Origin of the sequence: Mycobacterium kubicae (genome assembly GCF_015689175.1) — a bacterium.
Taxonomy (GTDB): Bacteria; Actinomycetota; Actinomycetes; order Mycobacteriales; family Mycobacteriaceae; genus Mycobacterium; species Mycobacterium kubicae.
On record NZ_CP065047.1, the window covers coordinates 1,092,880 to 1,105,787 of the forward strand.

At 67.4% G+C, this 12,908-nt stretch carries 14 protein-coding genes; 9 read left to right on the forward strand and 5 right to left on the reverse strand.

All coding sequences use genetic code 11. The features are described from left to right. Positions 1-17: 17 nt before the first annotated feature. Positions 18-845 (forward strand): mycofactocin-coupled SDR family oxidoreductase, encoded by an 828-nt coding sequence (locus I2456_RS05160; RefSeq protein ID WP_085073662.1) that lies wholly within the window; start codon positions 18-20, stop codon positions 843-845. Positions 846-854: 9 nt separating this feature from the next. Further along, positions 855-2,084, forward strand: coding sequence for an NAD(P)/FAD-dependent oxidoreductase (locus I2456_RS05165; RefSeq protein WP_085073663.1), 1,230 nt, complete (start codon positions 855-857; stop codon positions 2,082-2,084). Here the strand turns inward: I2456_RS05165 and I2456_RS05170 are convergent. The 4 genes from I2456_RS05170 to mftR form a co-directional block, all read right to left on the reverse strand. After that, a complete protein-coding gene (locus I2456_RS05170) occupies positions 2,081-3,292 on the reverse strand; it encodes a VOC family protein (protein ID WP_085073664.1) in 1,212 nt (403 codons plus the stop codon). The two genes, I2456_RS05165 and I2456_RS05170, sit on opposite strands and share 4 nt — an antisense overlap. Next, on the reverse strand, positions 3,289-3,801 hold the full coding sequence (locus I2456_RS05175) for an RNA polymerase sigma factor (RefSeq protein WP_068033901.1): 513 nt from the start codon (positions 3,799-3,801) through the stop codon (positions 3,289-3,291). Before I2456_RS05175 ends, I2456_RS05170 begins: the two co-directional genes overlap by 4 nt. A gap of 67 nt (positions 3,802-3,868) precedes the next feature. Next, positions 3,869-4,921, reverse strand: coding sequence for a DUF2332 domain-containing protein (locus I2456_RS05180; protein ID WP_085073665.1), 1,053 nt, complete (start codon positions 4,919-4,921; stop codon positions 3,869-3,871). Next, positions 4,918-5,514: a mycofactocin system transcriptional regulator gene (mftR, locus tag I2456_RS05185; protein WP_163703800.1), complete on the reverse strand. Its 597-nt coding sequence runs from the start codon at positions 5,512-5,514 to the stop codon at positions 4,918-4,920. Before mftR ends, I2456_RS05180 begins: the two co-directional genes overlap by 4 nt. A 102-nt stretch (positions 5,515-5,616) precedes the next feature. Here mftR and mftA point away from each other — a divergent pair, with 102 nt between their 5' ends. The 7 genes from mftA to mftG all read left to right on the forward strand — a co-directional run bounded on the left by mftA (position 5,617) and on the right by mftG (position 12,128). Then, positions 5,617-5,706 (forward strand): mycofactocin precursor MftA, encoded by a 90-nt coding sequence (gene mftA, locus I2456_RS05190; protein WP_068034007.1) that lies wholly within the window; start codon positions 5,617-5,619, stop codon positions 5,704-5,706. Further along, positions 5,691-5,987 (forward strand): mycofactocin biosynthesis chaperone MftB, encoded by a 297-nt coding sequence (gene mftB, locus I2456_RS05195; protein WP_068033897.1) that lies wholly within the window; start codon positions 5,691-5,693, stop codon positions 5,985-5,987. Before mftA ends, mftB begins: the two co-directional genes overlap by 16 nt. Beyond that, a complete protein-coding gene (mftC, locus tag I2456_RS05200) occupies positions 5,984-7,159 on the forward strand; it encodes a mycofactocin radical SAM maturase (RefSeq protein ID WP_085073666.1) in 1,176 nt (391 codons plus the stop codon). Before mftB ends, mftC begins: the two co-directional genes overlap by 4 nt. A 2-nt stretch (positions 7,160-7,161) precedes the next feature. Beyond that, positions 7,162-8,373, forward strand: coding sequence for a pre-mycofactocin synthase MftD (gene mftD / locus I2456_RS05205; protein WP_085073667.1), 1,212 nt, complete (start codon positions 7,162-7,164; stop codon positions 8,371-8,373). A 140-nt stretch (positions 8,374-8,513) separates the two neighbouring features. Next, entirely contained in the window at positions 8,514-9,272 is a 759-nt protein-coding gene (gene mftE / locus I2456_RS05210) for a mycofactocin biosynthesis peptidyl-dipeptidase MftE (RefSeq protein WP_085073668.1), read from the forward strand. Further along, positions 9,269-10,681: a mycofactocin biosynthesis glycosyltransferase MftF gene (gene mftF, locus I2456_RS05215; protein WP_085073669.1), complete on the forward strand. Its 1,413-nt coding sequence runs from the start codon at positions 9,269-9,271 to the stop codon at positions 10,679-10,681. The genes mftE and mftF overlap by 4 nt, the downstream gene beginning before the upstream one ends. A gap of 7 nt (positions 10,682-10,688) precedes the next feature. Beyond that, complete coding sequence (mftG, locus tag I2456_RS05220) at positions 10,689-12,128, forward strand: mycofactocin dehydrogenase MftG (RefSeq protein WP_085073670.1); 1,440 nt, start codon at positions 10,689-10,691, stop codon at positions 12,126-12,128. Between the two features lie 18 nt (positions 12,129-12,146). On the opposite strand, the gene I2456_RS05225 is transcribed toward mftG, so the two are convergent. After that, positions 12,147-12,866 (reverse strand): PE family protein, encoded by a 720-nt coding sequence (locus I2456_RS05225; RefSeq protein WP_139823102.1) that lies wholly within the window; start codon positions 12,864-12,866, stop codon positions 12,147-12,149. Between the last annotated feature and the right edge of the window lie 42 nt (positions 12,867-12,908).

Below are 12,908 nucleotides of genomic sequence, written 5' to 3' on the forward strand. Positions count from 1 at the left end.
GCTGCTAGCCTGACCTAGTGACTGCACAGCCTGGATCACTGCAAGGACGAGTCGCGTTCGTCACCGGCGCCGCCCGCGGCCAGGGCCGCGCGCACGCGGTACGGCTGGCCGCCGCAGGCGCCGACATCATCGCGCTCGACATCTGCGCGCCGGTATCCGACACGGTGACCTACACGCCGGCCACCGCCGAGGACCTCAACGAAACGGTGCGCGCGGTCGAGGCGCAGGGCCGCAAGGTGCTGGCCCGCGAGGTCGACGTTCGCGACGACCCGGCCCTGCGGCAACTCGTCGCTGACGGCATCGAGCAGTTCGGCCGGCTTGACATCGTCGTCGCCAACGCCGGCGTGCTGGGCTGGGGACGGCTGTGGGAGTTGACCGACGAGCAGTGGGACACCGTCATCGGGGTCAACCTGACCGGCACCTGGCGCACCCTGCGGGCCACGGTGCCGGCGATGATCGAGGCCGGCAACGGCGGCTCGATCGTGGTGGTCAGCTCATCGGCCGGTCTGAAGGCCACCCCCGGCAACGGCCATTACTCGGCCAGTAAGCACGGGCTCACGGCCCTGACCAACACACTGGCGATCGAGCTCGGCGAATACGGCATCCGGGTCAACTCGATCCATCCCTACTCCGTCGAGACTCCGATGATCGAACCCGAGGCGATGATGGAGATCTTTGCCAAGCATCCCTCCTTCATCCACAGCTTCCCGCCAATGCCAGTGCAGCCCAAAGGGTTTATGACGCCCGAAGAGGTGTCCGACGTGGTGGTCTGGTTGGCCGGTGACGGTTCGGTCACCCTGTCGGGCACGCAGGTCCCGGTCGACAAGGGCGCCTTGAAGTATTAACCGGCCATCGTGTATGAATCGCACGTGACCAGTAGCAAAGGTGTCGGCGAAGTCGACAGGCGATTCGACAAAGGAATTGTGATCGTCGGCGGCGGTCTGGCCGCGGCCCGGACCGCCGAGCAACTGCGCCGGGCCGGCTACTGCGGTCCGCTGACCATCGTCAGCGACGAAGTACATCTGCCTTACGACCGGCCTCCGCTGTCCAAGGAAGTACTGCGCAGCGAGGTCGACGACGTGGCGCTCAAGCCCCGCGAGTTCTACGACGAGAAGAACATCACTCTGCGGTTGGGTACGGCGGCCACCGGCCTGGACACCGCCGCGCAGACGGTGACGTTGGCCGACGGGTCAGTGTTGGAATACGAGGAACTGGTCATCGCGACAGGACTGGTGCCACGGCGGATTCCCAGCTTCCCCGACCTCGAGGGCATCCGGGTGCTGCGCTCCTTCGACGAATGCCTGGCATTGCGCACCCACGCGGCGGCCGCCAAGCGAGCCGTGATCGTCGGTGCCGGCTTCATCGGGTGCGAGGTCGCGGCGAGCCTGCGCGGGCTCGGCGTGGACGTGGTGCTGGTCGAGCCGCAGCCACAGCCGCTGGCGTCGGTGCTCGGCGAACAGATCGGCGCACTGGTGACGCGACTGCATCGCGACGAGGGCGTCGACGTGCGCACCGGCCTGGGAGTGGCCGAGGTGCGCGGTGCAGGGCAGGTCGACACGGTGGTGCTGACCGACGGCAGCGAACTGGCCGCCGACCTGGTGGTGGTGGGCATCGGGTCACGTCCGGCGACCGATTGGCTGGACGGCAGCGGTGTCAAGATCGACAACGGCGTCGTCTGTGACGAGGCCGGACGCACCAGCGCACCGAACGTGTGGGCGGTCGGGGATGTGGCGTCCTGGCGCGATGCCACGGGACATCAAGCGCGCGTGGAACATTGGAGTAACGTTGCCGACCAGGCCCGGGTCATCGTGCCGGCGATGCTGGGCCAAGACGTGCCGACCAACGTGGTCGTTCCGTACTTCTGGAGCGACCAATACGACGTCAAGATCCAGTGCCTCGGTGAGCCGGAAGCCGACGACGTCGTGCACCTGGTCGAGGATGACGGACGCAAGTTCCTGGCTTACTACGAGCGCGACGGCGTGCTGGTCGGCGTGGTCGGCGGCGGCCTGCCCGGCAAGGTCATGAAGGCGCGCGGGAAAATCGCTGCCGCGACACCGATTTCGGAGATCCTCAACCCGGCCTAGAACTGGCCCAAGTAGAAGCGCGCGCCCTGGTCGTCGACGCATTCGGCGGTGATTCCGTAAGGTTGGCGCGCCGGTTCGGCCAAGATGGTGCCGCCGGCCTGGCGCACCCGCGCGACGGCCGCCTCGATGTCGGCCACCGTCCACATCGGCACGGTGATCGGCTGGGGGTTGCCGCCGGCGACACCGCCCATCGGGTGGGTCTCGCGCAGCTGCCAGCCGTCCTCGACGCGGCCGGGTTCGAAGCTCCACCGCAACACCCGGCCGTAGAACTCGCGGAAACTCGCCGAGTCAGGCACCTGGTAGGTCACATACGACAGTTCACCGGGCCCAGATCCGTTGAGTGCGGGCCGCTTCCGGCCAGGATCGGGTTGGAAGACGGCGAACGCCGCGCCGTGCGGATCGGTGGCGTCCAGGATGGCGCCGTGCTCGGATTCCCGGGCTTGGCCCGGTACGCCACCGGCCTCGACGATCACCCGGCGAGCGGCGTCCAAGTCGTCGACGGCGTAGCAGCAGAACAGGGTCGGCCCCTCGGTGGTGGCGAAGATGCCGGTGGGTAGGTCGGTGTTCGTCACGCGGTGAGTCGACGCGTCGTAGGTCCATCCCAGCACGTGTCCGTAGAAGGCGGCGGCCCGCTTAGCGTCGGCGGTCCACACCGAGATGTATCCGATGTCGCCATGCCGGATTCCGGGGATCAACGTCGGACCGCTGAACATCCAGCGGTGCCCGAACGGGTCGATGATGGTGGCGTTGCGGGCGCCGTGGCTCTCGTAGGCCTCCCGCTCGACGGTGGCACCCTGTTCGCGGCTGCGCTGCAAGGCGGCGTCGGTATCGGCCACCGGCAACATCAGGCTGACCGAGACCGCACCCGGCGCCGGTGCGTTGAGGCCCAGTTCGGGATGCTCGTCGGCCAGATACAGCACACCGTCGCCGATGGCGAGCTCGGCGTGCCCGATTCGCCCGTCCGCCATGACGATTGGATCACCGACTACAGCTGCGCCAAAAGCGTTGGCGTACCAGTTGATTGCTGCGCGTGCGTCGCCGACGGCCAGGTAGGGCAACGCCGCAGGGCGGGGCACGGTGCCGGTCACGGCCACTCCTTCCGGTAGGGACATTGCGGCCTCGAGGCGTCGACGCAGTCGCGCCGCGAAGCCCGGATCAGGTTGCACCGGAAGGTCGTCGGTGTGCAGCACGCCCATTGGGTCGGTCATGACGTGCCTCCTCCCGGATACTCTTGTCTGAACGCCTTGCGAGCCCGGACCAGCAACGCCTCGGTGGCATGCACGCTGCGACCGATCAATTGGGCGCATTCGCCGACAGTGCAGTCGTCCATGTAACGCAGCACCAGTACCGTGCGCTGCGGTTCGCTCAGCCGGCGCAACACGGCCTCGGCCACCAACCTGTCCAGTTCGGCGTCCCAGTCGTCCGCGGGATCGATGGGCTCCGGTGGATCTGCCACCGGCTGGTCATGGCGGCGGCGATAGTGGTCGGCCAGTTTGTGCCGTGCCACACCGAGCAGCCAGGGCACCGACACCACGGTCGGCGCCTTGCGGCGGGCCGCGTCCATCGCGGCCAAGAACGTTTCCGACGTCAGGTCCTCAGCCGTCGCACGGTCTGAGCAGCGCCGGACGAAATACCCGTACACCACCGGAAGGGCGTCGTCGTAGAGTGCCAGCAGCGCGTGCCGAGCGTCGGATTGGTGCTCGGGTTCCGCGCTCACATCCTTATCGTCGTCGTACGGCGACGATTTCCGACGCCCGTCGGCGATTTTTTTTCCAAGACAGCCCTCAACGCCAGTGCACCGGCGGCCCATGTGGATGGCATTCGGCCAGTACCCGCACTGCACCGCCGGGCCAGCAGGTGGCGCGGACCAGGAATGTCACCGCGTCACCGGGCGCAGCGCGGGCGGGTTCGAGAAAGACGTGCGCGAATGGGGAGTCGGTGTCGGCCTGCGCACCGAGCGCCTCGATCCCCGTTCGAACCGCCGCGCGTTCATCGGGCGAGAGGTATTGCCACGTGATCGAATGCCACAGCACCGTCAGCGCCCCGGTAGCCAGCGGCAGGTCGGCGACCGCGGCACCGGCCGACCGGCGTTCCAGCCGCGCCGGGACCTCGCGTGCGACCGCGATGGCGCCGCGCAATCGGTCCAGCCGCTCGCTTTGGTCGGGCCAGACGTAGCTCAAGACCCGCATCTCCCCGTCGACGGTGGTCACGTCGATGGGGGCGATGTCGTAGCCGTGCCGTTCGACGATCTGAACGCCATCGGCCGGCGGCATCTCGCCCCGCCACGCGTCGTCGACGGTCACCGGCGAATCCGGCGGTCCCCACGACCCGCCGGCATATCGGTAGCGGTACCGGTCGGCCCGCAGGTTCAATCCGGCGCTGGACCCGATCTCGAAAAGCCTTATCGGCAGGCGTCTTTCACGATTGATCCACAGTAGCGCTCCGACCAGCGCTGCCGATCGGCCCACTTCGTTGGTCTGTGGGGGATGGTCGAGAGCCGTGCGCAACGCATCGGGGTGCTCGGCGGCGACGCGCAGTATCTCGGGCCACGCGGTGTCGGCCTCCCAAGCGCCGCCGGTGCTGGGGTACCAACGGCGCAGTGCCGGTGCCCGGCCGTCGAGCACCATCCGGTGTAGGCCACCGAGCAGTCGCAGCGGTACCGCGTGCCCCTCCGGATCGGCTTCGTGCCCGGCCAGGATGGATGCGAACACACCACCCGCTTCCACGTCGGCAGCCACCAGCTCCAGCAGATCCCCGTACATCGGCGACCCGGATCCCGCGCAGAACCGCCCCTGCGTCCGCAGGGTGCGGGTCAGGTGTTCGGTGCCCTGAGTCACGGCACCAGCCGGTCCAGGCCGCCGCCGATGACGTCGAATGCGTTGCCCAGCGCATCGGGCAGCGGAATGGATTCATCGTCGAGCCAGTGCTCGTAGGCGCTCAACGCGACGCCCAGCATTGTCCACGCGACGGTCTGAGGCACCAGGTCGGTCGACTTCACGCTCATCCGCCGGGCGACGAACTCGGCGATCACTTCCCGCCAGCCGGCGTACATGGTCATCGAATATGCCTGCAATTCAGCGGTTTCCAGGATCACCCGCATGCGCTGCCGGTGCCGTGCCGACTCACACTCGTCGAAGGTGTTGAACGCCAGCAACGCGGCACGCAGGGCTTGGCTCAGCGGAACCCGCGGATCGATGTCGTCGAGCAGATCGCGTAACTGGGCGAGGTGCACATCGAACTCACCCCACGGGATGGCGTTCTTGGAAGCGAAGTAGCGGAACAGGGTGCGTCGAGCGATACCGGCCGCCTGCGCGACATCATCGACGCTGACGTCGGCGAAACCCCGCGCCGCGAACAACTCGATGGCTATGTCGGTGATGTCTTGCGGCGTCGTCGAGCGGCGTCGCCCCACTCGCGGCTGCGGCAGCATCAGGACCCGCCCTTCCATTTCGGCACTCGATGCCATATTCTGACGACGATTGTGACCGTCACCACCCTTCATTGTCGAGACCTACTGGCGAAAGGCAATCGCATGGACCGCGAAAACGAGACCGAGACCGAACTCGTCACCGAAACTCTGGTTGAAGAGGTTTCCATCGACGGAATGTGCGGGGTCTACTGACCGACGTGTTCGACCCCGACCAGGGCTGGCGGCTGCACCCACAGGTAGCGGTGCGGCCGGAGCCGTTCGGCGCGCTGCTCTATCACTTCGGCACGCGCAAGCTTTCGTTCTTGAAGAACCGCACCATCCTGATGCTGGTGCAGTCGCTGGCCGACCATCCCAGCGTTCGGTCGGCCTGCCGCGCCGCGGGAGTCGACGACGCCGGGCAAGGTCCCTACTTGCACGCACTCGGGGTGCTGGCCGACTCGAAGATGCTGGTGCCTCAGGAGGCTCGGAGATGACCACAGCTGTTCCTCGTTTGATCGATCAGTTCGAGCGTGGGCTCGATGCGCCCATCTGTTTGACCTGGGAACTGACCTATGCCTGCAACCTGGCGTGTGTGCACTGCTTGTCCTCGTCGGGCAAGCGAGATCCGCGCGAATTGTCGACGCGCCAGTGCCGGGACATCATCGACGAGCTGGAACGCATGCAGGTGTTCTACGTCAACATCGGTGGTGGGGAACCGACTGTGCGCCCGGACTTCTGGGAGCTCGTCGACTACGCCACCGAACACCACGTCGGGGTCAAGTTCTCCACCAACGGAGTGCGGATAACACCGGAAGTGGCCGCGCGGTTGGCCGCCAGCGACTACGTCGACGTTCAGATCTCGCTCGACGGGGCGACCGCCGAGGTCAACGATGCCGTGCGCGGACCCGGTTCGTTCGCCATGGCGGTGCGCGCCCTGGAAAATCTGGCAGCCGCGGGGTTCACCGACGCCAAGATCTCGGTGGTGGTCACCCGGCACAACGTCGACCAACTCGACGAATTCGCCGCGCTGGCAAGCCGATTCGGTGCCACCCTACGCATCACCCGGCTGCGGCCGTCGGGGCGCGGCGCCGACGTCTGGGAAGACTTGCACCCCACCGCGGCACAACAGGTCGCGCTCTACGACTGGCTGGTCGCCAAGGGGGAGCGCGTTCTCACCGGGGATTCGTTCTTCCACCTGGCGCCACTCGGCCAGTCCGGGGCATTGGCCGGCCTGAACATGTGCGGTGCTGGACGCGTGGTGTGCCTGATCGATCCGGTCGGCGACGTCTACGCGTGCCCGTTCGCCATTCACGATCGCTTCCTGGCGGGAAACGTGTTGTCGGACGGCGGATTCGATAATGTCTGGAAGAACGCTCCCCTCTTCCGGGAGCTGCGGGAACCGCAATCGGCGGGCGCTTGCGGCAGCTGCGGGCACTACGACAGTTGCCGGGGCGGTTGCATGGCGGCCAAGTTCTTCACCGGCCTGCCGCTGGACGGTCCGGACCCAGAATGCGTGCAGGGTCATGGTGCCCCGGCGTTGGCGCGCGAGCGCGACACCCCGCGACCCCGCGTCGACCACTCGCGCGGCCAGCGGATCAGCACGCCGGTGCCATTGACGCTGTCGACGCGGCCGCCGGCCAGAATCTGTAACGAAAGTCCGGTGTAGCGATGGCCGAACAATGGTTTGAAACGGTAGCGATAGCGCAGCAACGCGCGAAGCGGCGGTTGCCCAAATCGGTGTACTCGTCGCTCATTTCGGCCAGCGAAAAGGGAGTGACCGTCGCCGACAATGTGGCGGCGTTCAGCGAACTCGGCTTCGCCCCTCACGTCGTCGGCGCCTCGGAAAAGCGCGACTTGTCCACCACCGTTATGGGACAAGACATTTCGATGCCGGTCATCATTTCTCCGACCGGTGTGCAGGCCGTCGACCCGGACGGTGAGGTCGCCGTCGCCCGCGCCGCAGCCGCACGTGGCACCGCGATGGGATTGTCCTCGTTCGCCAGCAAGCCGATCGAGGAAGTCATTGCGGCCAACCCGAAAGTCTTCTTCCAGATCTACTGGCTCGGTGGGCGCGACGCCATCGCCGCACGCGTGGAACGGGCGCGGCAAGCCGGTGCCGCCGGACTGATCGTCACCACCGACTGGACGTTCTCCCATGGGCGCGACTGGGGCAGTCCCAAGATCCCAGAAGAAATGAACCTGCGGACCATCCTGCGGTTGTCGCCCGAGGCGATCACCAAGCCGCGGTGGCTGTGGAAGTTCGGCAAAACCCTGCGGCCACCGGAGTTGCGGGTGCCCAACCAGGGCCGCCGTGGTGAGCCGGGCCCACCCTTCTTCGCCGCGTACGGCGAGTGGATGGGTACCCCGCCACCGACCTGGGAGGACATCGCCTGGCTGCGCGAACTGTGGGGCGGCCCGTTCATGCTCAAAGGCGTCATGCGCGTCGACGACGCGAAAAGGGCTGTGGATGCCGGGGTTTCGGCCATCTCGGTGTCCAATCACGGTGGGAACAATCTGGACGGCACACCCGCGTCGATCCGCGCCCTGCCTGCGGTGGCGGCGGCGGTGGGTGACCAGGTGGAGGTGTTGCTGGACGGCGGCATCCGGCGTGGCAGCGATGTGGTCAAGGCCGTGGCACTGGGAGCGCGCGCGGTGATGATCGGGCGGGCTTATCTATGGGGCCTGGCCGCGGCGGGCCAAGCAGGTGTCGAGAACGTCCTGGACATCATGCGCGGTGGCATCGACTCGGCGCTGATGGGTCTGGGGCATTCGTCGGTCCACGACCTGAGTCCGGCCGACATCCTGGTGCCCGATGGTTTCACCCGGGCGCTGGGCGTCCCGCCCAATGAGCAGCCCGACCGCATTAACCGCATCGGTTAATTGATGCGTTTTTGTCCGCGTCGGACATTTTGTTGGCACAATCGTCGGCCTCTCCAGCAAGCCCCGGTTTCGAATCGGCGCATCGGCCAACAGCGCGGAAAAAAATTTCGGTAGGTAGGGCAACAATCGGTGCACGGCAGGTGAATTCGTCTTACCATCACCGAGTGCCCGTACTCGGCGAACTGGGGAGTAAGACGTCGAGCCATCTAGCAATATCAACCTCGCCGTCAATAATGGTTCCGCTGGGGTCCACTGAACAACACGGGCCCCACCTCCCGTTAGATACCGACACCCGGATAGCGACCGCCGTTGCCCGGGCGGTTGCGGCGCGCATCGATGAACAGCGGCCAGTCGGTTCGGAGCCGAACTGGCTGGTGGCGCCCGCCGTCGCCTATGGCGCCAGCGGTGAGCATCAAAGCTTCGCGGGAACCATTTCCATCGGTACCGAGGCGCTGACCGCCTTACTCGTCGAATACGGCCGCTCGGCGGCCTGCTGGGCCGAGCGGCTGCTCTTCGTCAACGGCCATGGTGGCAATGTCGGCGCTCTCACCAGCGCCGTCGCCCTGTTGCGCTCCGAGGGGCGCGACGCCGGATGGTGCGCGTGCGCCTCCTCGGGGGCCGACGCCCACGCCGGTCACACTGAAACATCGGTGTTGCTGCACCTTTCGCCCGACGACGTGCACACCGACCGGTGGCTGGCGGGCAACGACGCTCCGCTGTCGGAATTGCTGCCGTCGATGCGCCGCGGGGGAGTGGCGGCGGTGAGCCGGATAGGGGTGTTGGGGGACCCCACCACGGCGACCGCGAGGGAGGGGAAGCGGATTTTTGCCGAGATGGTCGACAACTGTGTTCGTCGAATCGCCCGGTGGCTGCCCGGGCCCGACGGGATGCTGACATGACCGTTGCCCGATTGCCTGACGGTTTCGCCGTACAGGTTGACCGCCGCGTGCGTGTTCTCGGCGACGGGTCGGCACTGCTGGGCGGCTCACCGACGCGGTTGCTGCGACTGGCTCCCGCCGCCCAGAACATGATCACCGACGGCCGCCTCAAGGTTCGCGACGAGCTCAGCGCGCAACTGGCGCGCACCCTGCTCGATGCCACCGTGGCCCATCCGCGCCCGGCCAGCGGCCCCTCGCACCGGGACGTCACGGTGGTTATCCCAGTGCGCGACAACCCTTTTGGGTTGCGGCGCTTGGTCAGCTCGTTGCGCGGGTTGCGCGTCATCGTGGTGGACGACGGATCCGCGCAGCCCGTCAAGGTGGAAGAATTCACCGGCGCGCACTGCGCCATCGAAGTGCTGCGTCACCCGAGCAGCAAGGGTCCGGCCGCCGCGCGCAACACGGGGCTGGCCGCCTGCACCACCGACTTCGTGGCATTCCTCGACTCGGACGTGGCACCCCGGCGTGGCTGGTTGGAAGCCCTGCTCGGCCACTTCTGCGACCCCACCGTCGCGCTGGTCGCACCCCGCATCGTCGGGCTGGCCCACAGCGAGAATGTGGTTGCGCGCTACGAGGCGGTGCATTCCTCCCTGGACCTCGGCCAGCGCGAAGCCCCGGTACTGCCGCTCAGTCCGGTGTCCTATGTACCCAGCGCGGCGATCGTCTGCCGCACCTCGGCGATCCGGGAAATCGGCGGATTCGACGAGACGCTGCACTCGGGCGAGGACGTCGATCTCTGTTGGCGGCTGATCGAAGCCGGTGCCCGGCTGCGCTACGAACCGATCGCGCTGGTCGCCCACGACCATCGGACCGAGCTGCGAGACTGGATCGCCCGCAAGGCGTTCTACGGCGGTTCGGCGGCGCCGTTGTCCGTTCGGCACCCCGATAAGACGGCGCCCGTGGTGATTTCGGGCTGGGCGCTGACCGCCTGGATCCTCATGTCGTTGGGTACGCGGCTCTCGCAGCTGCTGTCGCTGGTGATCGCGGTGTCCACGGGTCGGCGCATCGCCAACGCCATGCGCAGCGCCGACACGACGCTGGAGGACGTGTTGGTGGTCGCCACCCGCGGGTTGTGGTCGGCGGCGCTGCAACTCGCCTCGGCCCTGTGCCGGCACTACTGGCCGGTGGCGCTGCTGGCGGCGCTACTGTCTCGGCACTGTCGGCGGGTGGTGTTGGTCGCCGCGGTCGTTGACGGCGTGGTCGACTGGGTAGGCCGGCGCAACGTCGCCGACGACGACGTCGAGAAGATCGGCCTGCTGACGTTCCTGTTGCTCAAGCGGGTGGACGACCTGGCCTACGGAATCGGCCTGTGGTACGGCGTGCTGCGCGAACGCAACATCGGCGCGCTGAAACCACAGATCCGCACGTAACGCCGCCTTGAGCTCCGCCAGCCGGCACAGCGATGTCTTGATCGTCGGTGCCGGCAGCGCCGGATCTGTTGTCGCTGAGCGGCTTTCCGCCGATCCCGACCGTACGGTGACCGTGTTGGAAGCCGGGCCCGGCCTGGGCGATCCCGCACTGCTGACGCAGACCAGCAACGGTCTGGTGTTGCCGATCGGTGCGCGCAGCCCGCTGGTGTTGCGCTACCAGACTCAGTTGACCGAGCGGCCGATCCGGCAGATGTCCGTCGTGCGGGGAGCGACGGTCGGCGGTTCCGGCGCGGTCAACGGCGGGTATTTCTGCCGCGCACTGCCGCGGGACTTCGACCGTGCCCCGATCACCGGCTGGGCGTGGGCCGATGTCATCGACCACTTCCGCGCCATCGAAACCGACCTCGATTTCGACGGTCCGAACCATGGCGACGCCGGTCCCATCCGGGTGCGCCGGACCCGAGAAATGACGGGCACCACCGAACAATTCATCGCCGCTGCCCAGGCCGCCGGATTGCCCTGGATCGCCGACCTGAACGACGTAGGGCCCGATCCCGTCTCCGGCGTGGGCGCGGTCCCGCTCAACATCGTCGACGGCGTGCGCACCGGTTCGGGCGCGGGGTTCTTGCTGCCGGCGCTCAGCCGACCCAACCTGATCTTGCTGGAGCGAACGCGCGCGGTGCGGTTGCGCCTGTCCGGGAACAAGGTGGTGGGGGTGGACATGGTCGGTCCGGCTGGACTGGACAGCCGCACCGCTGACCGAATCATTCTGTGCGCCGGTGCGATTCAGTCAGCGCAGCTGCTGATGCTGTCCGGTATCGGTGACCCCGCGGTGTTACGGGCAGCCGATTTGCCTGTGGCAGTGGCGCTTCCGGTTGGTCTGAACTGCAGTGACCACCCGGAATGGGTGCTGCCGACGACGTGGAGGGTTGCTACCGGTCGACCGGTGCTGGAGGTGGTGCTGACCACTACCGACGACATCGAGATCAGGCCCTATACTGGCGGTTTCGTTGCGATGACCGGTGACGGCAGTGCAGGCCATCCCGATTGGCCGCACATCGGGGTGGCGCTGATGCAGCCGAAGTCACGCGGACGTGTGACGGTGACATCGCCGGATCCCGATGTCCCGCCCCGCATCGAGCACCGCTACGACACGGCGCCCGACGACATCGCCACCCTCGAACTGGGCCTGGAATTGGCTCGCGAAGTCACCGGAGACGCAACGGATCTCGGAGAACCGGCGTGGTCGACGTCGCAGCACCTGTGTGGTAGCGCCCCGATGGGATCCGACGCCGAGGTCACCGCGGTCGTCGATCACCGGTGCCGGGTCCGCGGCATCGAGAACCTGTGGGTCATCGACGGATCGATTCTGCCGGCAGTGCCCAGCCGGGGCCCGCATGCAACGATCGTGATGTTGGCCCACCGCGCAACGGAATTCGTTGCCTGACAACGGTTTCCCAGCAGATCAGTCGGCGGTTGCCGCCCGGGCCTGGATACCGTGTGCCTGATTGACCTGTGCCGGCTGTGCCGGCGGCGCCGCGCGCGTTGCCAGGTTGGCCGGCAGGGCTGACACCGGTGATCCGACAGCGGGCTGCGCGCCCGCCGGCAGCGCTTCAACCGGCGCGTTCACCGGGGACACGGCAGGGCCGGCAGCCGAAGTGGGCACCGCTGACGTCGCCGCGACGGCCGGGCCGAGGGGTGTCGCTACCGCGGCCGCGGGCGCCGGCGTCACCACGGCTGGGGTTGCAGCGACGGGCGCGGTCGCGGCCGTGCCCAGGGCGACCGGGTGGGCGGCGGCAAACGGGGCGCTGTTCACGCCAAGGGCCGGCGGCGGGGCCGAGAGGGCCTGTGCCGGCGCGGTGGCCGCCGCGAGACCTTGCTCAGCGACCTGCAACGTCGAGTTGTTCGCCGCCTCGGACAGCGCGTACTGATCGCCACCGAATGTCATCAGCTGTACGAACTGGTTGTGAAACGCCTCCGCCTGAGCGCTGAGCGCCTGATACGCCTGGGCGTGTTCGTCGAACAACGCCGCTAGCAGAATGGAAACTTCGTCGACGCCGGCCGACAGCACGCTCGATGTCGGGACGGCAGCCGCCGTATTGGCGTCAGTGATCGCAGTGGCGATCCTCGCCAGATCCGCTGCCGCCGCGGCGACATACTCCGGCGAGGCAATGACATACGACATTCGGTCCCCCAGTCAGGCTGGATAGCATCCGCCGCCTGTAAC